Annotated in this window: 33 protein-coding genes; all 33 read left to right on the forward strand. The window is 63.4% G+C overall.

Annotation, left to right across the window (positions count from 1 at the left end; genetic code table 11):
* Positions 1-123: 123 nt before the first annotated feature.
* The 33 genes from rpsJ (at position 124) to AU465_RS05990 (ending at position 21,962) form a co-directional block, all read left to right on the forward strand.
* Positions 124-432, forward strand: a complete 309-nt coding sequence (gene rpsJ / locus AU465_RS05830) for a 30S ribosomal protein S10 (RefSeq protein ID WP_006205468.1) — start codon at positions 124-126, stop codon at positions 430-432.
* A gap of 93 nt (positions 433-525) precedes the next feature.
* Positions 526-1,245: a 50S ribosomal protein L3 gene (rplC, locus tag AU465_RS05835; protein WP_192244853.1), complete on the forward strand. Its 720-nt coding sequence runs from the start codon at positions 526-528 to the stop codon at positions 1,243-1,245.
* Positions 1,245-1,865, forward strand: a complete 621-nt coding sequence (rplD, locus tag AU465_RS05840; protein WP_192244855.1) for a 50S ribosomal protein L4 — start codon at positions 1,245-1,247, stop codon at positions 1,863-1,865. The genes rplC and rplD overlap by 1 nt, the downstream gene beginning before the upstream one ends.
* Positions 1,862-2,155, forward strand: a complete 294-nt coding sequence (locus AU465_RS05845; protein ID WP_126094108.1) for a 50S ribosomal protein L23 — start codon at positions 1,862-1,864, stop codon at positions 2,153-2,155. The genes rplD and AU465_RS05845 overlap by 4 nt, the downstream gene beginning before the upstream one ends.
* Positions 2,156-2,177: 22 nt before the next feature.
* Positions 2,178-3,011 carry a 50S ribosomal protein L2 gene (gene rplB, locus AU465_RS05850; protein ID WP_040970375.1) on the forward strand — a complete coding sequence of 278 codons (834 nt, stop codon included), beginning with the start codon at positions 2,178-2,180 and terminating at the stop codon, positions 3,009-3,011.
* 16 nt (positions 3,012-3,027) lie between these two features.
* A complete protein-coding gene (gene rpsS, locus AU465_RS05855; protein ID WP_006205463.1) occupies positions 3,028-3,306 on the forward strand; it encodes a 30S ribosomal protein S19 in 279 nt (92 codons plus the stop codon).
* Between the two features lie 2 nt (positions 3,307-3,308).
* Positions 3,309-3,698: a 50S ribosomal protein L22 gene (gene rplV, locus AU465_RS05860; protein WP_006205462.1), complete on the forward strand. Its 390-nt coding sequence runs from the start codon at positions 3,309-3,311 to the stop codon at positions 3,696-3,698.
* Positions 3,698-4,423, forward strand: coding sequence for a 30S ribosomal protein S3 (rpsC, locus tag AU465_RS05865; RefSeq protein ID WP_192244857.1), 726 nt, complete (start codon positions 3,698-3,700; stop codon positions 4,421-4,423). The genes rplV and rpsC overlap by 1 nt, the downstream gene beginning before the upstream one ends.
* Before the next feature lie 27 nt (positions 4,424-4,450).
* Entirely contained in the window at positions 4,451-4,864 is a 414-nt protein-coding gene (gene rplP, locus AU465_RS05870; RefSeq protein WP_027170364.1) for a 50S ribosomal protein L16, read from the forward strand.
* A 14-nt stretch (positions 4,865-4,878) separates the two neighbouring features.
* Positions 4,879-5,079, forward strand: a complete 201-nt coding sequence (gene rpmC, locus AU465_RS05875; protein WP_095807484.1) for a 50S ribosomal protein L29 — start codon at positions 4,879-4,881, stop codon at positions 5,077-5,079.
* Positions 5,080-5,083: 4 nt separating this feature from the next.
* Entirely contained in the window at positions 5,084-5,323 is a 240-nt protein-coding gene (gene rpsQ / locus AU465_RS05880) for a 30S ribosomal protein S17 (RefSeq protein ID WP_027170362.1), read from the forward strand.
* A gap of 72 nt (positions 5,324-5,395) precedes the next feature.
* Positions 5,396-5,764 (forward strand): 50S ribosomal protein L14, encoded by a 369-nt coding sequence (rplN, locus tag AU465_RS05885; protein WP_006205457.1) that lies wholly within the window; start codon positions 5,396-5,398, stop codon positions 5,762-5,764.
* 12 nt (positions 5,765-5,776) lie between these two features.
* Positions 5,777-6,091, forward strand: coding sequence for a 50S ribosomal protein L24 (gene rplX, locus AU465_RS05890; protein ID WP_126054440.1), 315 nt, complete (start codon positions 5,777-5,779; stop codon positions 6,089-6,091).
* Complete coding sequence (rplE, locus tag AU465_RS05895) at positions 6,084-6,662, forward strand: 50S ribosomal protein L5 (RefSeq protein WP_192244859.1); 579 nt, start codon at positions 6,084-6,086, stop codon at positions 6,660-6,662. Before rplX ends, rplE begins: the two co-directional genes overlap by 8 nt.
* A gap of 26 nt (positions 6,663-6,688) precedes the next feature.
* Positions 6,689-6,994, forward strand: coding sequence for a 30S ribosomal protein S14 (rpsN, locus tag AU465_RS05900; protein ID WP_192244861.1), 306 nt, complete (start codon positions 6,689-6,691; stop codon positions 6,992-6,994).
* A 12-nt stretch (positions 6,995-7,006) separates the two neighbouring features.
* Entirely contained in the window at positions 7,007-7,405 is a 399-nt protein-coding gene (gene rpsH / locus AU465_RS05905) for a 30S ribosomal protein S8 (RefSeq protein WP_126084112.1), read from the forward strand.
* 90 nt (positions 7,406-7,495) lie between these two features.
* Positions 7,496-8,029, forward strand: coding sequence for a 50S ribosomal protein L6 (gene rplF, locus AU465_RS05910; protein WP_126084111.1), 534 nt, complete (start codon positions 7,496-7,498; stop codon positions 8,027-8,029).
* An 87-nt stretch (positions 8,030-8,116) separates the two neighbouring features.
* A complete protein-coding gene (gene rplR / locus AU465_RS05915; RefSeq protein ID WP_192244863.1) occupies positions 8,117-8,479 on the forward strand; it encodes a 50S ribosomal protein L18 in 363 nt (120 codons plus the stop codon).
* Between the two features lie 76 nt (positions 8,480-8,555).
* On the forward strand, positions 8,556-9,125 hold the full coding sequence (rpsE, locus tag AU465_RS05920) for a 30S ribosomal protein S5 (RefSeq protein ID WP_192244865.1): 570 nt from the start codon (positions 8,556-8,558) through the stop codon (positions 9,123-9,125).
* A 25-nt stretch (positions 9,126-9,150) separates the two neighbouring features.
* Complete coding sequence (rpmD, locus tag AU465_RS05925; protein WP_027170355.1) at positions 9,151-9,348, forward strand: 50S ribosomal protein L30; 198 nt, start codon at positions 9,151-9,153, stop codon at positions 9,346-9,348.
* A gap of 22 nt (positions 9,349-9,370) precedes the next feature.
* A complete protein-coding gene (gene rplO / locus AU465_RS05930; RefSeq protein WP_192244867.1) occupies positions 9,371-9,844 on the forward strand; it encodes a 50S ribosomal protein L15 in 474 nt (157 codons plus the stop codon).
* Positions 9,845-10,035: 191 nt separating this feature from the next.
* Positions 10,036-11,376, forward strand: coding sequence for a preprotein translocase subunit SecY (gene secY / locus AU465_RS05935; protein ID WP_192244869.1), 1,341 nt, complete (start codon positions 10,036-10,038; stop codon positions 11,374-11,376).
* Positions 11,373-11,963, forward strand: coding sequence for an adenylate kinase (locus AU465_RS05940; protein ID WP_192244871.1), 591 nt, complete (start codon positions 11,373-11,375; stop codon positions 11,961-11,963). Before secY ends, AU465_RS05940 begins: the two co-directional genes overlap by 4 nt.
* A gap of 207 nt (positions 11,964-12,170) precedes the next feature.
* Complete coding sequence (gene rpsM, locus AU465_RS05945; protein ID WP_027170351.1) at positions 12,171-12,539, forward strand: 30S ribosomal protein S13; 369 nt, start codon at positions 12,171-12,173, stop codon at positions 12,537-12,539.
* Positions 12,540-12,653: 114 nt separating this feature from the next.
* On the forward strand, positions 12,654-13,043 hold the full coding sequence (gene rpsK / locus AU465_RS05950) for a 30S ribosomal protein S11 (RefSeq protein ID WP_006205444.1): 390 nt from the start codon (positions 12,654-12,656) through the stop codon (positions 13,041-13,043).
* Positions 13,044-13,142: 99 nt separating this feature from the next.
* Positions 13,143-14,153, forward strand: coding sequence for a DNA-directed RNA polymerase subunit alpha (locus AU465_RS05955; protein WP_032933403.1), 1,011 nt, complete (start codon positions 13,143-13,145; stop codon positions 14,151-14,153).
* Between the two features lie 96 nt (positions 14,154-14,249).
* Entirely contained in the window at positions 14,250-14,681 is a 432-nt protein-coding gene (rplQ, locus tag AU465_RS05960; RefSeq protein WP_192244873.1) for a 50S ribosomal protein L17, read from the forward strand.
* 190 nt (positions 14,682-14,871) lie between these two features.
* Positions 14,872-16,365, forward strand: coding sequence for a DegQ family serine endoprotease (locus AU465_RS05965; RefSeq protein WP_192244875.1), 1,494 nt, complete (start codon positions 14,872-14,874; stop codon positions 16,363-16,365).
* 47 nt (positions 16,366-16,412) lie between these two features.
* On the forward strand, positions 16,413-17,720 hold the full coding sequence (locus tag AU465_RS05970) for a replication-associated recombination protein A (protein ID WP_192244877.1): 1,308 nt from the start codon (positions 16,413-16,415) through the stop codon (positions 17,718-17,720).
* 192 nt (positions 17,721-17,912) lie between these two features.
* Positions 17,913-18,743, forward strand: coding sequence for an aspartyl/asparaginyl beta-hydroxylase domain-containing protein (locus AU465_RS05975; RefSeq protein WP_192244879.1), 831 nt, complete (start codon positions 17,913-17,915; stop codon positions 18,741-18,743).
* 164 nt (positions 18,744-18,907) lie between these two features.
* Positions 18,908-19,873, forward strand: a complete 966-nt coding sequence (locus AU465_RS05980) for a helix-turn-helix domain-containing protein (RefSeq protein WP_210325007.1) — start codon at positions 18,908-18,910, stop codon at positions 19,871-19,873.
* A 140-nt stretch (positions 19,874-20,013) separates the two neighbouring features.
* On the forward strand, positions 20,014-21,531 hold the full coding sequence (gene adh / locus AU465_RS05985; protein ID WP_192244882.1) for an aldehyde dehydrogenase: 1,518 nt from the start codon (positions 20,014-20,016) through the stop codon (positions 21,529-21,531).
* Between the two features lie 65 nt (positions 21,532-21,596).
* Positions 21,597-21,962 (forward strand): DUF779 domain-containing protein, encoded by a 366-nt coding sequence (locus tag AU465_RS05990; RefSeq protein WP_192244884.1) that lies wholly within the window; start codon positions 21,597-21,599, stop codon positions 21,960-21,962.
* Positions 21,963-22,005: the final 43 nt, after the last annotated feature.

The following is a 22,005-nucleotide window of genomic DNA, read 5'->3' on the forward strand; positions in this document are numbered from 1 at the left end:
CATCCGTGAAGGCGGCCGCACCGTCGGTGCCGGCATCGTCGTCACCATCAAAGAGTAATTGGACGAAACGGATCTGTCGCGGGCGCGGGCTGCCCGCGCCGCGCCAGAACAAGGAATTGACGCATGAACGGACAGAATATCCGCATCCGCCTTAAGGCGTTTGACCACCGGGTGCTCGACGCCTCGACGCGCGAAATCGTGTCGACCGCCAAGCGCACCGGCGCCAACGTCCGCGGCCCCATTCCGCTGCCGACGCGGATCGAAAAGTTCACGGTCAACCGGTCGCCTCACGTCGACAAGAAGAGCCGCGAGCAGTTCGAGATGCGCACCCACAAGCGGCTGCTCGACATCGTCGATCCGACCCCGCAGACGGTCGATGCTCTGATGAAGCTCGATCTGGCCGCCGGTGTCGACGTCGAGATCAAGCTCTAAGGAACAAGAGGGCGGGGCGACCCGGAACTCTGAAGGAACAAGAGGCGTGGAGGGGCGCTAGCCCCGACAGGGAACTCTAAAGGAATTGAACCGATGCGTTCAGGTGTGATTGCAAAGAAGGTGGGAATGACCCGCATCTACAACGATGCCGGGGAACACGTTCCCGTCACCGTTCTCCAGATGGAGAACTGCCAGGTCGTGGCGCAGCGCACGCAGGAGAAGAACGGCTACACCGCCGTCCAGCTCGGCGTTGGCCTTGCCAAGGTGAAGAACACGTCGAAGGCGATGCGCGGCCATTTCGCTGCCGCCTCCGTCGAGCCGAAGGCGAAGCTCGCCGAGTTCCGCGTCTCCGCCGAGAACATGATCGACGTCGGCGCCGAACTCACCGTCGAGCACTTCGTCGCCGGCCAGAAGGTCGACGTCACCGGCACCTCGACCGGCAAGGGTTTCCAGGGCGTGATCAAGCGGCACAACATGGGTGGTGGCCGCGCCACGCACGGTAACTCGGTGTCGCACCGCACGCACGGCTCGACCGGCCAGCGCCAGGACCCCGGCAAGGTGTTCAAGGGCAAGAAGATGGCCGGCCACATGGGCGACGTCCGCGTCACCACGCAGAATGTCGAGGTCGTCTCGACCGATGCCGACCGCGGCCTGATCCTGATCCGCGGCGCCGTTCCGGGCGTCAAGGGCGCCTGGATCCTGGTTCGCGATGCGGCCAAGGTTGCGCTGCCTGCCAACGCGCCGAAGCCTGCCGCAATCCGCGCCGCCGCTGTCGCCAAGAACGACGCCCCGGCCACTGAGGGAGCTGAATAATGGATCTCAAGATCACAACGCTCGGCGGCAAGGACGCCGGCAAGGTGAAACTCTCCGAGGAGATTTTCGGCCTTGATCCGCGCGAGGACATCCTGCAGCGCGTCGTGCGCTGGCAGCTCGCCAAGAAGCAGCAGGGCACGCACAAGGCCAAGGGCCGCGCCGAGATCGCGCGCACCGGCGCCAAGATGTACAAGCAGAAGGGTACGGGCCGCGCCCGTCACCATTCGGCTCGCGCTCCGCAGTTCCGCGGCGGCGGCAAGGCGCACGGCCCGGTCGTGCGCAGCCACGAGCACGACCTGCCGAAGAAGGTGCGCGCGCTGGGCTTGAAGCATGCTCTCTCGGCCAAGGCCAAGAGCGCTTCGCTGATCATCGTCGACGAACTGAAGCTGGCCGACGCCAAGACCAAGGCGCTGGCAGCTAACCTCGAGACGCTCGGGCTGACCAACGCCCTGGTGATCGGCGGCGCCGAGCTCGACCAGAACTTCAAGCTGGCGGCGACCAACATTCCGAACATCGACGTGCTGCCCATCCAGGGCATCAACGTCTACGACATTCTGCGCCGCGGCACGCTGGTCCTTTCGAAGGCCGCCGTCGAGGCTCTCGAGGAGCGCTTCCAATGACCGACCTTCGTCACTACGACGTGATCGTCTCGCCGGCGATCACTGAAAAGTCGACCATGGCTTCCGAGCAGAACCAGGTCGTCTTCAACGTCGCCAAGAAGGCGTCGAAGCCGGAAATCAAGGCCGCCGTCGAAGCGCTCTTCGGCGTCAAGGTGATGGCCGTGAACACGCTCGTCCGCAAGGGCAAGATCAAGCGCTTCCGCGGCACGGTTGGCCGCCAGGGCGACGTCAAGAAGGCGGTTGTGACGCTGGCCGAGGGCCAGTCGATCGACGTCGCGACGGGTCTCTGAGCAAGGCCGCGAGGACAGGACAATGGCACTCAAGAAATTCAACCCGGTAACGCCGAGCACCCGCCAGCTGGTCATCGTCGACCGCTCGGGCCTCTACAAGGGCAAGCCCGTCAAGGGCCTGACCGAAGGCCTGACCAAGTCGGGCGGCCGCAACAACTACGGCCGCATCACGGCCCGCTTCATCGGCGGCGGTCACAAGCGTTCGTACCGCATCATCGACTTCAAGCGTAAGAAGTACGACGTCGTCGGCACGGTGGAGCGTATCGAATACGATCCGAACCGCACCGCCTTCATCGCGCTGATCAAGTATGACGACGGCGAGCTGTCCTACATCCTGGCGCCGCAGCGCCTGGCTGCCGGCGACAAGATCGTGGCCGGCGAAGCGGTCGACGTGAAGCCGGGCAACGCGATGCCGCTGGCCTCGATGCCGGTCGGCACGATCGTCCACAACATCGAGCTGAAGCCGGGCAAGGGCGGCCAGGTCGCCCGTTCGGCGGGCGGTTACGCCCAGCTCGTCGGCCGCGACCAGGGCATGGCGATCCTGCGCCTCAACTCGGGCGAGCAGCGCGTCGTGCACGGCTCCTGCATGGCCACCGTCGGCGCCGTGTCGAATCCCGACCACGGCAACATCAATGACGGCAAGGCCGGTCGCACCGTGTGGCGCGGCAAGCGCCCGCACAATCGCGGCGTGGCCATGAACCCGGTCGATCATCCGCACGGCGGCGGCGAAGGCCGCACCTCGGGTGGCCGTCATCCGGTTTCGCCCTGGGGCAAGCCGACCAAGGGCAAGAAGACGCGGTCCAACAAGGCGACCGACAAGTTCATCGTGCGCTCGCGCCATCAGCGCAAGAGCTAAGAAGAGGTAACGCCAAGTGACTCGTTCGATTTGGAAAGGCCCCTTCATCGACGGCTACCTTCTCAAGAAGGTGGACAAGGTTCGTGAAGGCGGTCGCAATGAGGTGATCAAGATGTGGAGCCGTCGCTCCACCATCCTGCCGCAGTTCGTCGGCTTCACCTTCGGTGTCTACAACGGCCAGAAGCACGTCCCGGTCTCGGTGAACGAGGACATGGTCGGTCACAAGTTCGGTGAATTCGCTCCGACCCGGACCTATTACGGTCATGGCGCGGATAAGAAGGCGAAGAGGAAATAATCATGGGCAAGGCCAAAGCTCCGCGCAGGCTTGCTGACAACGAAGCGCGCGCCGTTCTGCGCACGATCCGTATCAGCCCGCAGAAGCTGAACCTGGTTGCCGCGCTGATCCGCGGCAAGAAGGTCGCGACAGCGCTTTCCGATCTCGAATTCTCGGCCAAGCGGATTTCCGGCACGGTCAAGAAGACGCTGGAGTCGGCGATCGCCAACGCGGAAAACAACCACGACCTCGACGTCGACGCGCTGATCGTGGCGGAAGCCTATGTCGGCAAGTCGATCGTCATGAAGCGGTTCCATGCTCGTGGCCGCGGTCGCGCCAGCCGTATCGAGAAGCCGTTCTCGCACCTCACGATCGTCGTTCGTGAAGTCGAGGAAAAAGGGGAGGCCGCATAATGGGCCAGAAAGTCAATCCGATCGGGCTGCGTCTCGGCATCAACCGTACCTGGGATTCGCGCTGGTTCGCGAACACCGGCGAGTACGGCCAGCTGCTGCACGAGGACATCAAGATCCGCAAGTATGTTGAGAAGGAACTCAAGCAAGCCGCGATCTCCAAGGTCGTGATCGAACGCCCGCACAAGAAGTGCCGCGTCACCATTCACGCGGCACGTCCGGGCCTGATCATTGGCAAGAAGGGCGCCGACATCGAGAAGCTCCGCAAGAAGCTGATGGAGATGACGAAGTCCGAGACGCACCTCAACATCGTCGAGGTGCGCAAGCCGGAAATCGACGCCACGCTGATCGCCCAGTCGATCGCCCAGCAGCTCGAGCGCCGCATCGCGTTCCGCCGCGCCATGAAGCGTGCCGTTCAGTCGGCGATGCGTCTCGGCGCCGAGGGCATCCGCATCAACTGCTCCGGCCGTCTCGGCGGCGCCGAAATCGCGCGCATGGAGTGGTACCGCGAAGGCCGGGTGCCGCTGCACACGCTGCGCGCCGATGTCGATTACGGCACAGCCGAGGCGAACACGGCCTACGGCATCTGCGGCGTCAAGGTGTGGGTGTTCAAGGGCGAGATCCTCGAGCACGACCCGATGGCCTCCGAGCGTCGCGCCACCGAAGGCGATCACGGCGGTGCGGCCGGCGGCGAGCGCGAGCGCGGTCGTCGTCGCGAGAACGCCTGAGACATTTGAGAATTTGGAGTTAGAACGATGCTGCAGCCAAAGCGCACAAAGTTCCGCAAGCAGTTCAAGGGCCGTATCCACGGTACCGCCAAGGGCGGCACCAACCTGGATTTCGGCGGTTTCGGGCTGAAGGCGCTTGAGCCGAACCGCGTCACCGCGCGCGAGATCGAGGCGGCCCGCCGCGCGATCACCCGCGAGATGAAGCGCGCCGGCCGCGTCTGGATCCGGGTGTTCCCGGATCTGCCGGTCACCTCGAAGCCGACCGAAGTGCGCATGGGTAAGGGCAAGGGCGCCGTCGACTACTGGGCGGCGCGTGTCAAGCCTGGCCGCATCATGTTCGAGATCGACGGCGTCAGCGAGGAGACCGCGCGTGAGGCGCTGCGCCTCGGTGCCGCCAAGCTCTCGGTCAAGACGCGCTTCGTACAGCGCATCGCAGAATAAGGACGGGCTGAACCATGAAAGCCGAAGACATCCGGACCAAGACCCAGGATCAGCTGACTGACGACCTGGCCAGCCTGAAGAAGGAGCAGTTCAACCTGCGCTTCCAGAAGGCCACCGGCCAGCTCGAGAAGACCGCGCGCGTGAAGCAGGTCCGCAGGGACATCGCGCGCATCAAGACCATCGCCGCGGAAAAAGCCGCGGCCAAGAAGGGTTAAGACCATGCCAAAGCGCATTCTGCAGGGCACCGTCGTCAGCGACAAGAACGAGAAGACGGTCGTCGTCAAGGTCGAACGGCGCTTCACGCATCCCGTGATGAAGAAGACCGTGCGCATGACCAAGAAGTACAAGGCGCACGACGAGAACAACGCCCACAAGGTCGGCGACCAGGTGTTCATCCAGGAATCGAAGCCGATTTCCAAGGACAAGCGCTGGATCGTCGTCACTTCGGACCAGGCGTAAACAAACGAATTTTGGACAGACCGGGGAGGGGCTTCGAGCCCGTCCCGTTAGAAAAGAAGAAGGCGGCCAGTCATGATTCAGATGCAAACAAACCTCGACGTCGCGGACAATTCCGGCGCTCGTCGTGTCATGTGCATCAAGGTGCTGGGCGGTTCGAAGCGGAAGTATGCCTCCGTCGGCGACATCATCGTGGTGTCGATCAAGGAAGCCATCCCGCGCGGCCGCGTTAAGAAGGGCGACGTGATGAAGGCGGTCGTGGTTCGCACGGCCAAGGACATCCGCCGTCCGGACGGCAGCGTGATCCGTTTCGACAAGAACGCGGCCGTTCTCGTCGACAACAAGAAAGAGCCGATCGGCACGCGTATCTTCGGGCCGGTTCCGCGCGAGCTTCGCGCCAAGAACCACATGAAGATCATCTCGCTCGCGCCTGAAGTGCTGTAAGGAGCCGGACCAATGCAGAAGATCAGAAAAGGCGACAAGGTCGTCGTGCTTGCCGGCAAGGACAAGGGCCGTTCGGGCGAAGTCCTGTCGGTGCAGCCGAAGGAAGACACCGCGCTCGTGCGCGGCGTGAACCTCATTCGCCGTCACCAGAAGCAGACCCAGTCCCAAGAGGGCGGGATCATCACCAAGGAAGCGCCGATCCACCTGTCGAACATCGCGCTGGCCGACCCCAAGGACGGCAAGCCGACCCGCGTCGGCTTCACCATCCAGAAGGACGGCAAGAAGGTGCGCGTCGCCAAGCGTTCGGGAGAAGTCATCAATGGCTAAGGCTGAAACCAAGCAGGCGGCTGCCAAGAACGAGCCGCGCCTCAAGAAGGTCTACAACGAGACCATCCGCAAGGCGCTGCAGGAGCAGTTCGGCTACGACAACGACATGCAGGTTCCGCGGATCGACAAGATCGTGCTGAACATGGGCGTCGGCGAGGCGACCGGCGATTCGAAGAAGCCCTCGATCGCGGCCGAGGATCTCGCGCTGATCGCCGGCCAGAAGGCCGTCGTCACCCGCGCCCGCAACTCGATCGCCGGCTTCAAGGTGCGCGAGAACATGCCGATCGGCGCCAAGGTCACGCTGCGCAAGGAACGCATGTACGAGTTCCTCGACCGCCTCGTGAACATCGCGCTGCCGCGCGTCCGCGACTTCCGCGGACTGAACCCGAAGAGCTTTGACGGCCGTGGCAATTACGCCATGGGCATCAAGGAACACATCGTGTTCCCAGAGATCAACTACGACAAGGTTGATCAGGTTTGGGGCATGGACGTCATCGTTTGTACGACGGCGAAGACGGACGACGAGGCCAGGGCGCTGCTCAAGGCCTTCAACTTCCCCTTCCGCCAGTAACGGCAGCGAAAAAGGAAAAATCTGAAATGGCAAAGACCAGCTCAGTCGAGAAGAACAACCGGCGCCGCAAGCTTGCCGGCCAGTACGCCGTCAAGCGCAAGGCGCTCAAGGACATCGTGATGGATCAGTCCAAGCCGATGGAAGAGCGTTTCCGCGCCCAGTTGAAGCTGTCGGCGCTGCCGCGCAACTCGGCCAAGATTCGTATCCGCAACCGCTGCGAAGTCACCGGCCGCCCGCGCGCCTACTATCGCAAGCTCAAGCTTTCGCGTATCGCGCTTCGCGATCTGGGCAACAACGGCCAGATCCCAGGCCTGGTCAAGTCGAGCTGGTAAGGAGACCCTGAGATGTCATTGAGCGATCCTCTCGGCGATATGCTGACCCGCATCCGCAACGCTTACGGCCGCAAGAAGTCGAGCGTCTCGACCCCGGCCTCGCGTCTGCGTGCCCGCGTCCTCGAAGTGCTGAAGTCGGAAGGCTATATCCGCGACTACAGCCAGACCGACTTCGACAACGGCAAGTCGGAAATCGAGATCGAGCTGAAGTATTTCGACGGCGCTCCGGTCGTGCGCGAAATCGAGCGCGTCTCGAAGCCTGGCCGCCGCGTCTATGTCTCGGCCAAGTCGATCCCGCACGTCGCCAACGGCCTCGGCATCGCCATCCTTTCGACGCCGAAGGGCGTCATGGCCGATCACGAAGCGCGCGAGCAGAATGTCGGCGGCGAGATCCTCTGCCAGATCTTCTGATCCGGCGCGAGATTGATGAATGGGCTTCGGTTCTAGGGATCGCGCCCGGGAACTGGAACCTGAAACGAAAGAAGTGACGAGGACAACAAAATGTCTCGTATCGGAAAGAAACCCGTTTCGCTGCCGCAGGGCGTGACCGCGACCGTCAACGGCCAGACCGTGACGGCGAAGGGCCCCAAGGGCGAGCTGAAGTTCGTGGTGAACGACGAAGTGCTGGTCAAGATGGAGGGCAGCGAGATCGCTGTCGAGCCGCGCGACCAGTCGAAAACCGCCCGTTCCAAGTGGGGCATGTCGCGCACGCAGATCGTCAACATACTGCAGGGTGTCAAGGACGGCTTCGAGAAGAAGCTCGAGATCACCGGCGTCGGCTATCGTGCCGCCATGCAGGGCAAGAACCTGCAGCTCGCGCTCGGCTTCAGCCACGACGTGGTCTATGAAACGCCGCAGGGCATTACGATCTCGGTGCCGAAGCCGACCGAAATCACGGTCTCCGGCATCGACAAGCAGCAGGTCGGCCAGGTTGCCGCCGAGATCCGCGAATATCGCGGTCCGGAGCCCTACAAGGGCAAGGGCGTTCGTTATGCCGACGAGCGGATCGTGCGCAAGGAAGGCAAGAAGAAGTAAGACTGCAACGCCGCGGGGTGCGACCGCGGGAGGCTTGGCCTACCGCGCACGGTTGCCCCCGTTTTCTGAAGGCAAGGAACAGACATCATGGCTAGCCCCAAAGAAATCACTCAGCGCCGCGCGCAGCGCGTGCGCCGTCAGCTCAAGAAAGTCGCCGGCGAGCGTCCGCGTCTCTCGGTGCACCGCACCTCGAAGCACATCTACGTCCAGGTTATCGACGACGCGAATGGCCACACGCTGGCCGCTGCCTCGACCTTGGAGAAGGACCTCAAGGGCTCGCTCAAGACCGGCGCCGACACCGCTGCTGCTGCCGCGGTCGGCAAGCTCATCGCCGAGCGTGCCACGAAGGCTGGCGTCAAGGAAGTCGTCTTCGACCGTGGTGCCTACATCTATCATGGCCGCGTCAAGGCGCTGGCCGAGGCCGCCCGCGAAGGTGGGTTGAGCTTCTGATTTTTCACCGCCGGCGACCCAAAAGCGGCGCCGGCATTCAGCAACCGTGCTTCCGGAAAAGAACAAGGAACAGGATATGGCACAGGAACGTAGGGAAGGCGGCCGTGGCCGCGAGCGTGATCGCGAAGAGCGCGACGACGGCATGGTGGACAAGCTCGTCCACATCAACCGCGTCGCCAAGGTGGTGAAGGGCGGCCGTCGCTTCGGCTTTGCCGCGCTCGTCGTCGTCGGCGACCAGAAGGGCCGCGTCGGCTTCGGCCACGGCAAGGCGCGCGAAGTGCCGGAGGCGATCCGCAAGGCGACCGAGTCCGCCAAGCGCGACATGATCTTCGTGCCGCTGCGTTCGGGCCGCACGCTGCATCACGACGTCGAGGGCCGCTGGGGCGCCGGGCGCGTTCTGCTGCGCGCCGCCAAGCAGGGTACCGGCATCATCGCCGGCGGCCCGATGCGCGCCGTCTTCGAGACGCTCGGCATGCATGACGTGGTCGCCAAGTCGATGGGTTCGTCGAACCCCTACAACATGGTTCGCGCCACTTTCGACGCGCTGAAGAGCCAGATGCATCCGAAGGATGTGGCTGCCGCGCGCGGCATCAAGTACTCGACCCTTCAGGCTCGCCGCGGCACCGCCGTCGCGACTGAAGAATAGTCGACGCTGACCAGGGATTTCGACCATGGCCAAGAAAGCTACCAAGACCATCACCGTCGAGCAGATCGGTTCGCCGATCCGCCGGCCGAAGGAGCAGCGCGCGACGCTGGTCGGCCTCGGCCTGAACAAGATGCACAAGCGGCGCACGCTGGAAGATACCCCTTCGGTGCGCGGCATGATCGCCGCCGTCCAGCACCTCGTCCGCGTCGTGGACGAGGCCTGAACGGAAGCGCAGGAGAAGAAACATGAAACTCAACGATCTGCGTGACAAGGACGGCGCCACGCATTCCAAGAAGCGCCTCGGCCGCGGCATCGGCTCCGGCTCTGGCAAGACCGCCGGTCGCGGCGTCAAGGGCCAGAAGGCGCGCTCGGGCGTCGCCATCAACGGCTTCGAGGGCGGCCAGATGCCGCTCTACCGGCGCCTGCCGAAGCGCGGCTTCAACAACCTGTTCGGCAAGAGCTTCACCGTCGTGTCGCTCGCCCGCATCCAGGCTGCTATCGATGCCAAGAAGCTCGACGCCAAGGCGACCGTGACGGCCGAGACCCTGATCGCTGCCGGCGTCATCCGCCGCGCCAAGGACGGCGTGCGCGTGCTCTCCGACGGCGAGCTCAAGGCAAAGCTCTCCTTCGACGTCGCCGGCGCCTCCAAGGCGGCGATCGAGAAGATCGAGAAGGCCGGCGGTTCGGTGAAGCTGCCGGAAGCGGCCGCCGCCGAGTAACGGCGATTTGAAGCGCGGCCGGCGGGAATGGTTTCGTTTTTGCCGGCGAACCGCGTTTCGATCTGATCAATTGGGCGGCCGCGTCAACGCGGCCGCTTGCATGTTGACGGTCCGGAGCTTATCTCGTGAGCTTCGGTGACACGCGCCGCCTGAGCTGCGGGCATCGAGCGTGACCTAGCGGAGAATCAGGCATGGCTTCGGCTGCTGAACAACTAGCCTCCAATCTGAATTTTGCGGCCTTCGCCAAGGCCGAGGACCTGAAGAAGCGCATCTGGTTCACCATCGGCGCGCTGCTCGTCTACCGCCTCGGCACCTATATCCCGCTTCCCGGCATCAATCCCGACGCTTTCGCGCAGGCCTTCTCCTCGCAGAGCAAGGGCGTGCTCGGCATGTTCAACATGTTTGCCGGCGGCGCCGTGCAGCGCATGGCGATCTTCGCGCTCGGCATCATGCCCTACATCTCCGCCTCCATCATCATGCAACTGATGACCTCGGTCATCCCGTCGCTGGAAGCGCTGAAGAAGGAAGGCGAGCAGGGCCGCAAGATCATCAACCAGTACACGCGCTACGGCACCGTGCTGCTCGCCCTGGTGCAGGCCTACGGCATTTCGATCGGCCTCGAAGGCGGCAACGGCATCGTCAACGATCCCGGCATGTTCTTCCGGATCTCGACCGTCGTCACGCTCGTCGGCGGCACCATGTTCCTGATGTGGCTCGGCGAGCAGATCACCGCGCGCGGCATCGGCAACGGCATTTCGCTGATCATCTTTTCCGGCATCGTCGCCGGCCTGCCGCGGGCGATCTCCGGCACGCTGGAACTCGGCCGCACCGGTGCGCTGTCCACCAGCCTCATTCTGGCGATCATCGTGCTCGCCGTCGTCGTCATCGGCGTCATCGTCTTCTTCGAGCGCGCCCAGCGGCGCCTGCTGATCCAGTATCCGAAGCGACAGGTCGGCAACCGCATGTTCCAGGGCGATACCTCGCATCTGCCGCTGAAGCTCAATACCTCGGGCGTCATCCCGCCGATCTTCGCCTCCTCGCTGCTGTTGCTGCCGGCAACGGTCGCCGGCTTCTCGCAGACGACAAACCTGCCGGCCTGGGCAAGCACGGTTCTGGCCTCCCTCGGCCATGGCCAGCCGCTCTACATGGCGTTCTACGCGGCGATGATCATCTTCTTCGCCTTCTTCTACACGGCGATCGTCTTCAACCCGAAGGACACGGCCGACCAGCTCAAGAAGCATTCCGGCTTCATCCCGGGCTATCGGCCGGGCGAGCGCACCGCCGAATATATCGACTATGTTCTGACGCGTATCACCGTCATCGGCGCCATCTACCTGGTGCTGGTGTGTCTGCTGCCTGAGTTCCTGATTTCAGCGACTGGCGTACCTTTCTACCTCGGTGGCACATCGCTTCTGATCGTGGTCAGTGTCACGCTCGACACGGTGGCGCAGATTCAGGGTCACCTGATCGCGCACCAGTATGAGGGCCTGATCAAGAAGTCGAAGTTGCGCGGGGGTAAGAGGAGCAGATGAGGCTGATATTGCTTGGGCCGCCAGGAGCGGGCAAGGGGACGCAAGCACAGAGATTGGCAGACAAACACGGCATACCCCAGCTTTCGACGGGTGACATGCTGCGTGCCGCCGTCCAGGCCGGCACCGAGGTCGGCAAGCGGGCCAAGGCGGTGATGGATGCAGGCGAGCTGGTGTCTGACGCGATCGTCAACGCGATCGTCGCCGAGCGGATCGACCAGCCCGACTGCGCCAGAGGCTTCATCCTCGACGGATACCCGCGCACGCTGGTGCAGGCCGACGCGGTGGAAGCCATGCTTTCAGAGCGCAATATTGCGCTGGACAGCGTCATCGAGCTCGTCGTCGACGACAAAGCGCTGGTCGGGCGGATCGTCAAGCGGGCCGAGGATGCCAAGGCCGCCGGCCAGCCGGTGCGCAAGGACGACAACCCGGCTGTGTTCGAGGAGCGCCTGCGCGAATACTACAAGAAGACGGCGCCGCTGACCGGTTACTACTATGCCAAAGGCAGGCTGAAGACCGTCGACGGCATGGCCAGCATCGATGCCGTGACCGCGGAGATCGAGGGCGTGCTGGCGGCGACGGCGAAGTAGGCCGTTCCGACAAGTAGAGATTGCGCTTGACTGGAAGGAGCCGTTGGGGTATGGCGGCCCGTCTTCCTGTCAGGCATAGAGTTTGCTTGCCCGCAAGGGCAGGGCAGTCGTTTTGAACCAGGAAACTCCCGCAAGGGCCGGCCTCCACCGGACGCGGGGCAACTTAGATCGCGCCGGCTCGTCCGGCCCATATGGAGATGAGAAGAAATGGCTCGTATAGCCGGCGTCAACATTCCGACCAACAAGCGCGTCGTCATTGCGCTTCAGTACATTCACGGCATCGGCAAGAAGTTTGCCCAGGAGATCGTCGACAAGGTCGGCATCCCGGCCGACCGCCGCGTCAACCAGCTGACCGACGCGGAAGTGCTGCAGATCCGCGAGACGATCGACCGCGACTACCAGGTCGAAGGCGACCTGCGTCGCGAAGTCTCGATGAACATCAAGCGGCTCATGGACCTCGGCTGCTATCGCGGCCTGCGTCATCGCCGCTCGCTGCCGGTCCGCGGCCAGCGTACGCATACCAATGCGCGCACCCGCAAGGGCCCGGCCAAGGCGATCGCCGGCAAGAAGAAGTAATTGGTGAATGGTGAAATCGTGAATGGTGAATGGCTTGGTCTATTCACTATTCACAATTCACCCGGTGTAGCCGCTGGCATTACGGCGGTGTAGAGATCAACTGAAAGGACTACCATGGCCAAGGAAGCCGCTCGTGTTCGCCGTCGCGAACGCAAGAACATCTCGTCGGGCGTTGCCCACGTCAATTCGACCTTCAACAACACGATGATCACCATCACCGACGCACAGGGCAATTCGATTGCCTGGTCGTCGGCCGGCGCACAGGGCTTCAAGGGTTCGCGCAAGTCGACCCCGTTCGCCGCCCAGATGGCCGCCGAGGACGTCGCCAAGAAGGCCCAAGAACACGGCATGCGCATGCTCGAGGTCGAGGTCTGCGGACCCGGCTCCGGCCGCGAATCGGCGCTGCGCGCCCTACAGGCAGCTGGCTTCACCATCACCTCGATCCGTGATGTGACGCCGATCCCGCACAATGGCTGCCGCCCGCGCAAGAAGCGCCGCGTCTAATATTTTTGAACGCCGCGTGAGCGCCAAGGCGCTCCTCCGAGGCAATTCCAGGCTGCCCGCCACGATTGGATGGTGGCGGGTCAAAGGAAGGAAGACACCATGATCCAGAAAAATTGGCAGGAACTGATCAAGCCGAACAAGATCGAGTTCTCGTCGAAGAAGAAGACGCTGACCACGCTGGTGGCCGAGCCGCTCGAGCGCGGCTTCGGCCTTACCCTCGGCAACGCGCTGCGGCGCGTGCTTCTGTCTTCGCTGCGCGGCGCGGCCGTCACCGCCGTGCAGATCGACGGCGTGCTGCACGAATTCTCGTCCATCGCCGGCGTGCGCGAGGACGTGACCGACATCGTGCTCAACATCAAGGAAATCGCCATCCGCATGGAAGGCGATGGTCCCAAACGCATGGTCGTGCGCAAGCAGGGCCCGGGCGCCGTGCTCGCCGGCGATATCCAGACCGTCGGCGACGTCGAGATCCTCAACCCCGACCACGTGATCTGCACGCTGGACGAGGGTGCCGAGATCCGCATGGAGTTCACCGTCGACACCGGCAAGGGCTATGTGCCGGCCGAGCGCAACCGCGCCGAGGACGCGCCGATCGGCCTGATCCCGGTCGACAGCCTCTACTCGCCGGTCAAGAAGGTCTCCTACAAGGTCGAGAACACCCGCGAGGGCCAGGTCCTCGACTATGACAAGCTGACCATGACCATCGAGACCGACGGTTCCATCTCGGGCGAGGATGCGGTGGCTTTCGCCGCCCGCATCCTGCAGGACCAGCTCGGCCTGTTCGTCAACTTCGACGAGCCGCAGAAGGAAGTCGCCACCGAAGCCGTCACCGAGCTCGCCTTCAACCCGGCGCTGCTCAAGAAGGTCGACGAGCTCGAGCTTTCGGTGCGTTCGGCCAACTGCCTGAAGAACGACAACATCGTCTATATCGGCGACCTGATCCAGAAGACCGAAGCCGAGATGCTGCGCACCCCGAACTTCGGCCGCAAGTCGCTGAACGAGATCAAGGAAGTGCTGGCGGCGATGGGCCTGCACCTCGGCATGGAAGTGCCGGATTGGCCGCCGGAAAACATCGAAGACCTCGCCAAGCGTTACGAAGATCAGTACTGAGCATGATCCCGAAAAGTTGCAGACTTTTCGGACAAGATCATGCGGCTAACCAATAGGGGCTGAGGCCTCTTGAACCCGGAATGAAGGAGAAGAGCCATGCGCCACGGATTTAAAGGCCGCCGGTTCGCCCGCAGCGTAAGCCATCGCAAGTCGATGTTTGCCAACCTTGCCGTGTCGCTGATCGAGCACGAGCAGATCGTCACCACCCTGCCGAAGGCGAAGGACCTGCGTCCGATCGTCGAGAAGCTGGTGACGCTCGGCAAGCGCGGCGACCTGCACGCCCGCCGCCAGGTGATCGCGCAGATCGGCAATGAAGGCGTCGTCAATCGCCTGTTCGAAACCATCGCACCGCGCTACGCCACCCGCAACGGCGGCTACCTGCGCATCATGAAGGCGGGCTTCCGCCACGGCGACAACGCCGCCATGGCGGTCATCGAGTTCGTCGACCGCGACACCTCGGCCAAGGGCGCCGCCGACCGCGCCCGCCTCGAGGCTGAGGGCGGCAACGAGGAAGCCGCGGCCGCGTAAGGCCTCGGTTTCGGAATTGACCAAGAGGGGCCTGCGGGCCCCTTTTTTATTTTGAGGGCGGAGCGTAGGAGCGGGCGGATTCCCGTTCGCACGCTCACGCTTTTGCGCAACAAGCGTCGTATTTTCCGTGCATTGGCCTTTCATTCTGCACAATCGTCGGGACAATGGCGCCTGATCTGGAGGATTCGGAATGCACCTCAAACGGCTGTTTCTCATTGCAGTTTGCGCGCTTGCCGCTTTCGCCGCGGCACCGGCGGTGAGACAGGCATTGGCTGAGGACGCCGCCAAGCCGGCCGACCCCGGCCTCTCCGACGTGCTGACCGACCTGCTGCATGGCGTCGAAGGTGAGAATGCCACCTCCGGGCCAGACAAGCGTGTGCCGTTCGGTCGCGAGGAGGTGCAGCTTTCCTTCGCGCCGCTGGTCAAGCAGACCGCGCCGGCCGTGGTCAATGTCTATGCCTCGCAGACGGCGAAGGTCACCTCTCCCTTCGAGGGCGATCCCTTCTTCGAGGAGTTCTTCGGCCGCGCCCAGCCGCGCGCGCAGTCCTCATTGGGCTCGGGCGTTCTGGTCGATCCGAGCGGCGTCATCGTCACCAACTACCACGTCATCAAGGATGCCGACGAGGTGAAGGTGGCGACCGCCGACGGGCGCGAGTTCACCAGCAAGGTGATGCTCAAGGACGAGACGCTCGATCTCGCCGTGCTCAAGATCTCGGCCGACAAGCCGTTCCCGGTGATCGCCATCGGCGATTCCGACGCGCTCGAGGTCGGCGACCTGGTGCTGGCGATAGGCAATCCGTTCGGCGTCGGCCAGACCACCACCAGCGGCATCGTTTCAGCGCTTGCCCGCAGCCATATCGGCGTTTCGGATTCGGGCTACTTCATCCAGACCGACGCCGCCATCAATCCCGGCAATTCGGGCGGCGCGCTGATCAACATGGGCGGCCAACTGGTCGGCATCAACACGGCGATCTACAGCCGCAGCGGCGGCTCGATCGGCATCGGCTTCGCCATTCCAGCGAATATGGTCAGGGCCTTCGCGGACGCCGCCAAGGCCGGGCTCGACTTTTTCGAGCGGCCTTATATCGGCGCCGAGTTCGAAGCGGTGACGCCGCAGATCGCGGAGTCGCTCGGCATGGAAAAGCCGACCGGCGCGCTGGTTTCGTCGGTCGATGCGGCGGGACCCGCCGGCAAGTCAGGGCTCAAGCCCGGCGATGTCGTGCTGTCGCTCAACAACACGCCGGTCGAAAGCATCGAGGCGCTGGACTACCGCATGGCGACGCTGTCGATCGGCACCAAGGCGACCTTCGCCGTGCTGAGCAAGGGCCAGCAGGCGACGCTGGAGATTGCGCTGGAGCGCGCGCCGGAAGGCGCCAAGCCGACCGAGGTGACGCTGCATGGCCGCAGTCCCTTCGCCGGCGCCAAGGTGGCGGAACTGTCACCGCGCCTTGCCCAGCGGCTCGGCCTGCGCACCGATTTGAAGGGCGTCACCGTGGTCGACATCAACCGCGATTCACCGGCCGCCGATTTCGGCTTTCAGCCGGGCGATATCGTGCGCGAAGTGAATGGCACGAGCGTCGACACGGCAGCGACGCTGGCACAGATTGCTCAGCAGGATACGCGCTGGTGGCGCTTTACCGTCGAGCGTGGCGGGCAGACATTGCGCCAGGTGTTGCGTTATTGAGGCGATCTTCCCATTTCTGAAGATCGCGCTCCAACCAAAAGATAAACATGGCCGATCTGTTCAGTTCCGATGAACCGGAGAAAGCGCCACCCGGCCGGCCGCTGGCCGACCGGTTGCGCCCGAAGAATCTTGGCGAGGTCGTCGGCCAGGAGCATCTGACCGGCCCCGACGGCGCGCTGACGCGGCTGATCGATTCCGGCACGCTCGGCTCGATGATCTTCTGGGGCCCGCCCGGCACCGGCAAGACGACGGTGGCGCGGTTGCTGGCGGGCGAGACCCATCTTGCCTTCGAGCAGATATCGGCAGTGTTTTCCGGCGTCGCCGACCTGAAGAAGGTGTTCGAGGCAGCAAAACTGCGCCGTGGCAATGGCCGTCAGACGCTGCTCTTCGTCGACGAGATCCATCGTTTCAATCGCGCTCAGCAGGACGGTTTTTTGCCCGTGATGGAAGACGGCACCGTGGTGCTGGTCGGTGCCACGACAGAGAACCCGTCCTTCGAACTGAACGCCGCGCTTTTGTCCCGCGCGCGGATATTGGTGTTCCGTTCACTTGGCGAGGAGAGCATCGCCAAGCTTCTGGCGCGCGCGGAGGAAACCGAGGGCAAGGCGCTGCCGCTTGATGACGAGGCGCGAGCCATGCTCATCCGCATGAGCGACGGCGACGGCCGGGCCTCGCTGACGCTGGCCGAGGAAGTCTGGCGTGCCGCCAAGCCCGGCGAGGTGTTCGGGCCGGAGGGACTGCAGCGTGTCATCCAGCGCCGCGCGCCGATCTACGATAAAGGCCAGGACGGCCACTACAATCTGATTTCGGCGCTGCACAAATCGGTGCGCGGTTCGGACCCGGACGCCGCGCTCTATTATCTCGCCCGCATGTTCGACGCCGGCGAGGATCCGCTCTATCTTGGCCGCCGGCTGGTGCGCATGGCGGTGGAAGACATCGGCCTTGCTGATCCGCAGGCGTTGGTCGTCGCAAATGCCGCCAAGGACGCCTATGACTATCTCGGCTCTCCCGAGGGCGAGCTCGCCTTCGCCGAGGCCGCCGTCTATCTCGCCACCGCGCCGAAATCGAACGCTGTCTACACCGCCTTCAAGGCAGCGACCGCAGCGGCCAAGGAGTTCGGCTCGCTGCTGCCGCCCAAGCACATCCTCAACGCGCCGACCAAGCTGATGAAGGAGGAGGATTACGGCGCCGGCTACCGCTACGACCATGACGAGCCGGACGCCTTTTCCGGCCAGGACTATTTCCCGGAAAAGATGGGCCGCCACACCTTCTACGATCCGCCGGAGCGCGGCTTCGAGCGCGATATCCGCAAGCGGCTGGAGTACTGGGCAAAGCTGCGCAAAGAGCGGGAGTAGCTGCTTGCGTGGTCCGGCGGGCCTGACGCCTTGCCGCACGACGATGAAAGTCGGAATGCCGGTGCAATCTTGAGCGGGCAAACCTGACCCAGATTGTGCCCAGTCATGAAAAATCCTATTAAGGCGCACGGCTGGCGGGGGTCGCCGTGATTTGGCTCATGCGAACAGGATCGCGCTACCGCGCGAAAGACTATGACAAAGCAAACCCGTAAGACCCTTCGTCAGGCTGCGATCGCAGTCCCGCTTCTCGCGCTCGGCTTTTATTTCATCCCGATCCTGACGACGATCTGGATCGTCTGCGGTGTGATCGATGTGCTGCGCAACGCAAACAGGGATCTGTCGTTGTTCCGCGGCTATTTCCTCGGCAACGGCATCTTCACCTGGTTGCTGTCCCCCTTCAATCTTTTGGTCGACCTGCTTTGCTACCGAAACCCGGGCGTATGGAAGCTGGAGCAGTTTCCCGCCGACTATCAGCGCGAGGTCAACGAGGTTCTCGACGTCTTCAAGGCTCGCAAGGACGAGATCATCGCCGATATCGACGCCAATTTCGGCACCGGCCGGCGCGGCATGTATGTCTATCAGTGGTACGGCAAGCACAAGATCGACAACGTCGCGGAATTCAACAAGGATTTCAAATACATCAAGACCATCGCGGTCTCGGTCTTCAGGGGCAGGGAATCGACCTCCTGGCATTTCGGGCCGCTGCGGCTCAGCCTGCGCATCCTCTACAACCTGTTGCCGGTGAAGGCCGAGATTTTCGTCGAGTGCAACAACGCCAGGAATTACTGGCACGACAATCCGCTCTACATTTTCGACGATACGCTGCTGCATCGTTCGGTCAACGAGTACGACGGGCGCCGTTACTGCGTATTCATGGATATCATCCGTCCATCGCCATTCCCCGGCCTCATCGCCGGCCTTCTCGCCGTCGTCTCGGTAAGCGTCGAACGCATCAATTCCATGTTCTACAAGAACTGGAAGATGATCGGCTCGTCCAAGCAGAAGAAGGCGCCGGCCAACTGATCCTCAACAAGATCGAAGGCTTAGACCTTCGCTCAAGCCGCGCGCCTTAAACCATCGTCCTATGGCACCGGCGGGCGCCGACCTTTAGAACTCTAGGTGTCGGTTATGTTCTTGGAACATAACGACGGAGCGGAAGGAGGTTCCGCTCACCCGGAGGGATTAGGTTGATCGGACGGCAAGCAGCCGTGCATGCGGATCTGGTCCAGGTCTCGATCGCGAAAAGCGACGCGGCCCATTCGGCGCTGGTCGCCTCATGGCGGCGCTCGCTGCAACTGCATCATCTCGATCCCGCCGAACGCAAGGCACCCAGGCGGCTGACCGAGAGCGAGCTCAGAGAAGCCCGGCAGCGCATGGAGCAAATGATCCGCGCCGCCGAGTCGAGCCTTAACCGGCTCTATCTTGCGGTCGGCGGCATCGGCTGCTGCGTGATGCTGGCGGACCGCGACGGCATTCCGGTCGAGCGCAGAGGCGCCGTCGCCGACGACGAGACGTTCGATGAATGGGGCCTGTGGACCGGCACGGTCTGGAGCGAGGACAGCGAAGGCACCAACGGCATCGGCACATGCATTGCCGACCAGCGGGCGTTGACCATCCACCGCGACCAGCATTTCTTCTCCCGCAACACGCTCCTCAGTTGCACGACGGCGCCGGTCTACGACCACGAAGGCAATCTGGCCGCGGCGCTGGACGTGTCGTCATGCCGGTCGGACCTGACGGAAGGTTTTGTCCAGCTCATCGCTGTCGCGGTGGGGGACGCCGCGCGCCGCATCGAAGCGGAGAATTTCCGCATGGTGTATTCCAACGCCCGCATCCTCCTGGCCCCAGTCGCCGAACGCAGCGCCGGAGCTCTGATTGCCGTCGACGCGGACGACCTGGTGGTCGGCGCAACTCGTACTGCGCGGCTGGCTCTCGGCATTACGCGCGAAGCGCTCGCCAAGGGATTGCTGGCCGCCGACGTCCTCGGCGATCCCGCTAAGGCGGAAGACCTCGACGATGCCGAGCGCGGTGCGCTGCAGCGGGCGATGGCGCGCGCCGGCGGCAATGTCTCTGCAGCGGCCCAAAACCTCGGCATTTCGCGCGCGACGCTGCATCGCAAGCTTGTCCGTTTCGCTATCCGCCGTCCGCATTGATTTCATGGCCCTGATCTGTCGCAGTTCTGCGACACTCGGCGGCCGTGATCGCTCGGCCCCGGGCTGACAAACCGAACCCTATCCGCAACCTTTCCTCCTGACGCGCCGCATCCCGCAGCGCGCTTCTTAGGGAGGAAGTGATGAACAAGGTAGAATTTTCGCGCACGGCCAAGGTTCCTTTCGCCAAGCGTTACGACAACTTTATCGGCGGCAAATGGACGGCGCCGCACTCCGGCAAATACTTCGAGAACATCTCGCCGGTTACGGGCCGTCCGCTGGGCGAGATCGCCCGCTCGGATACGAAGGACGTCGAGGCGGCGCTCGATGCCGCGCACAAGGCGAAGGATGCCTGGGGCAAGACCAGCCCGGCGGAGCGCGCCCTGATCCTCAATCGCATCGCCGACCGCATGGAAGAGAACCTCGATCTGCTGGCGCTTGCCGAAACCTGGGACAACGGCAAGCCGATCCGCGAGACGACCGCGGCGGACCTTCCTTTGGCCATTGACCATTTCCGCTATTTCGCAGGCGTGCTCCGCAGCCAGGAAGGCTCGATCTCTGAGATCGACCACGATACCGTCGCCTACCATTTCCACGAGCCCCTCGGCGTCGTCGGCCAGATCATCCCCTGGAACTTCCCGCTGCTCATGGCCTGCTGGAAGCTGGCGCCTGCGCTTGCCGCCGGAAACTGTGTGGTGCTGAAGCCGGCCGAGCAGACGCCGGCGACGATCATGCTCTGGGCCGACCTCATCGGCGATCTTTTGCCGGAGGGCGTGCTCAACATCGTCAACGGCTTCGGTCTCGAAGCCGGCAAGCCGCTGGCATCCTCGAACCGCATCGCCAAGATCGCCTTCACCGGCGAAACGACGACGGGCCGGCTGATCATGCAATATGCCTCGCAGAACCTCATTCCGGTGACGCTCGAGCTCGGCGGCAAGTCGCCCAACATCTTCTTCCAGGATGTGACGGCGGAGGATGACGACTTCTTCGACAAGGCGATCGAGGGCTTCGTGATGTTCGCCCTTAACCAGGGCGAGGTCTGCACCTGCCCGAGCCGCGCGCTGGTGCATGAGAAGATCTACGACAAGTTCATCGAACGCGCGCTGAAGCGGGTCGAAGCGATCGTTCAGGGCGATCCGCTCGATCCGGCCACCATGATCGGCGCGCAGGCCTCGAGCGAGCAGCTGGAGAAGATTCTTTCCTACTTCGACATTGGCCGCCAGGAAGGGGCCGAAGTGCTGACCGGCGGCGAGCAGAGCCACCTGCCGGGCGACCTTGCCGGCGGCTACTACGTCAAGCCGACCGTGTTCAAGGGCAACAACAAGATGCGCATCTTCCAGGAGGAGATTTTCGGTCCCGTCGTATCGGTGACGACCTTCAGGGACGATGACGAGGCGCTGTCGATCGCCAACGACACGCTCTATGGCCTCGGCGCCGGCATCTGGAGCCGCGACGCGAACCGCTGCTACCGCTTCGGCCGCGCCATCCAGGCGGGCCGCGTCTGGACCAACTGCTACCACGCCTATCCGGCGCATGCCGCCTTCGGCGGCTACAAGCAGTCCGGCATCGGCCGCGAGACGCACAAGATGATGCTCGACCACTATCAGCAGACCAAGAACATGCTGGTCAGCTACAGCCCGAAGAAGCTCGGTTTCTTCTGATCCTCCCGGGCGAAGCGGAGGGAGGGCGCGGAAGCCATGCCCTCCCTTCATCAGAGGAGGATTCCATGGACAAGACTTCATTGGGCAAGGTCTCAGCTACGCCGGAGGCCGAGGCGCTGCTTGCCGAGATCATCGCCGATCACGGTCCGGTGCTATTCCATCAATCCGGCGGCTGCTGCGACGGATCCTCGCCGATGTGCTACCCGCGCGGCGAGTTCATCGTCTGCGATAGTGACGTGAGGTTGGGCGAGATCGGCGACACGCCGGTCTATATCAGCGCCTCTCAATTCGAAGCCTGGAAGCACACGGATCTCATCATCGACGTGGTATCGGGCGGGGGTGGCATGTTCTCGCTCGACAACGGCCGCGAAAAGCGGTTCCTGACGCGCTCGACGGTTTGCGCCGTGCCGGCGCCGTCTTCGAACGGCTGATCGGACTGATCCGTCATCCGCGACGATTTGGGGCAATCGTCGC

Source organism: Mesorhizobium silamurunense (assembly GCF_014843905.1).
In the GTDB taxonomy this organism is placed as follows: domain Bacteria; phylum Pseudomonadota; class Alphaproteobacteria; order Rhizobiales; family Rhizobiaceae; genus Mesorhizobium; species Mesorhizobium silamurunense.

Excerpts from the sequence above, each read along its gene's own strand:
- rpmC (WP_095807484.1), top strand. The coding sequence starts at position 4,879 with ATGAAAGCCGAAGACATCCGGACCAAGACCCAGGATCAGCTGACTGAC.
- AU465_RS05975 (WP_192244879.1), top strand. The coding sequence starts at position 17,913 with ATGACAAAGCAAACCCGTAAGACCCTTCGTCAGGCTGCGATCGCAGTC.
- rpsN (WP_192244861.1), top strand. The coding sequence starts at position 6,689 with ATGGCAAAGACCAGCTCAGTCGAGAAGAACAACCGGCGCCGCAAGCTT.
- rpsH (WP_126084112.1), top strand. The coding sequence starts at position 7,007 with ATGTCATTGAGCGATCCTCTCGGCGATATGCTGACCCGCATCCGCAAC.
- adh (WP_192244882.1), top strand. The coding sequence starts at position 20,014 with ATGAACAAGGTAGAATTTTCGCGCACGGCCAAGGTTCCTTTCGCCAAG.
- rpsJ (WP_006205468.1), top strand. The coding sequence starts at position 124 with ATGAACGGACAGAATATCCGCATCCGCCTTAAGGCGTTTGACCACCGG.
- rpsC (WP_192244857.1), top strand. The coding sequence starts at position 3,698 with ATGGGCCAGAAAGTCAATCCGATCGGGCTGCGTCTCGGCATCAACCGT.
- rplN (WP_006205457.1), top strand. The coding sequence starts at position 5,396 with ATGATTCAGATGCAAACAAACCTCGACGTCGCGGACAATTCCGGCGCT.
- AU465_RS05990 (WP_192244884.1), top strand. The coding sequence starts at position 21,597 with ATGGACAAGACTTCATTGGGCAAGGTCTCAGCTACGCCGGAGGCCGAG.
- rplP (WP_027170364.1), top strand. The coding sequence starts at position 4,451 with ATGCTGCAGCCAAAGCGCACAAAGTTCCGCAAGCAGTTCAAGGGCCGT.
- rplX (WP_126054440.1), top strand. The coding sequence starts at position 5,777 with ATGCAGAAGATCAGAAAAGGCGACAAGGTCGTCGTGCTTGCCGGCAAG.
- rplO (WP_192244867.1), top strand. The coding sequence starts at position 9,371 with ATGAAACTCAACGATCTGCGTGACAAGGACGGCGCCACGCATTCCAAG.
- rplF (WP_126084111.1), top strand. The coding sequence starts at position 7,496 with ATGTCTCGTATCGGAAAGAAACCCGTTTCGCTGCCGCAGGGCGTGACC.
- secY (WP_192244869.1), top strand. The coding sequence starts at position 10,036 with ATGGCTTCGGCTGCTGAACAACTAGCCTCCAATCTGAATTTTGCGGCC.
- rplR (WP_192244863.1), top strand. The coding sequence starts at position 8,117 with ATGGCTAGCCCCAAAGAAATCACTCAGCGCCGCGCGCAGCGCGTGCGC.
- rpmD (WP_027170355.1), top strand. The coding sequence starts at position 9,151 with ATGGCCAAGAAAGCTACCAAGACCATCACCGTCGAGCAGATCGGTTCG.
- rplC (WP_192244853.1), top strand. The coding sequence starts at position 526 with ATGCGTTCAGGTGTGATTGCAAAGAAGGTGGGAATGACCCGCATCTAC.
- rpsK (WP_006205444.1), top strand. The coding sequence starts at position 12,654 with ATGGCCAAGGAAGCCGCTCGTGTTCGCCGTCGCGAACGCAAGAACATC.
- rpsQ (WP_027170362.1), top strand. The coding sequence starts at position 5,084 with ATGCCAAAGCGCATTCTGCAGGGCACCGTCGTCAGCGACAAGAACGAG.
- rpsM (WP_027170351.1), top strand. The coding sequence starts at position 12,171 with ATGGCTCGTATAGCCGGCGTCAACATTCCGACCAACAAGCGCGTCGTC.
- AU465_RS05955 (WP_032933403.1), top strand. The coding sequence starts at position 13,143 with ATGATCCAGAAAAATTGGCAGGAACTGATCAAGCCGAACAAGATCGAG.
- AU465_RS05940 (WP_192244871.1), top strand. The coding sequence starts at position 11,373 with ATGAGGCTGATATTGCTTGGGCCGCCAGGAGCGGGCAAGGGGACGCAA.
- rplB (WP_040970375.1), top strand. The coding sequence starts at position 2,178 with ATGGCACTCAAGAAATTCAACCCGGTAACGCCGAGCACCCGCCAGCTG.
- rpsE (WP_192244865.1), top strand. The coding sequence starts at position 8,556 with ATGGCACAGGAACGTAGGGAAGGCGGCCGTGGCCGCGAGCGTGATCGC.
- rplD (WP_192244855.1), top strand. The coding sequence starts at position 1,245 with ATGGATCTCAAGATCACAACGCTCGGCGGCAAGGACGCCGGCAAGGTG.
- AU465_RS05965 (WP_192244875.1), top strand. The coding sequence starts at position 14,872 with ATGCACCTCAAACGGCTGTTTCTCATTGCAGTTTGCGCGCTTGCCGCT.
- AU465_RS05970 (WP_192244877.1), top strand. The coding sequence starts at position 16,413 with ATGGCCGATCTGTTCAGTTCCGATGAACCGGAGAAAGCGCCACCCGGC.
- AU465_RS05845 (WP_126094108.1), top strand. The coding sequence starts at position 1,862 with ATGACCGACCTTCGTCACTACGACGTGATCGTCTCGCCGGCGATCACT.
- rplV (WP_006205462.1), top strand. The coding sequence starts at position 3,309 with ATGGGCAAGGCCAAAGCTCCGCGCAGGCTTGCTGACAACGAAGCGCGC.
- rplQ (WP_192244873.1), top strand. The coding sequence starts at position 14,250 with ATGCGCCACGGATTTAAAGGCCGCCGGTTCGCCCGCAGCGTAAGCCAT.
- rplE (WP_192244859.1), top strand. The coding sequence starts at position 6,084 with ATGGCTAAGGCTGAAACCAAGCAGGCGGCTGCCAAGAACGAGCCGCGC.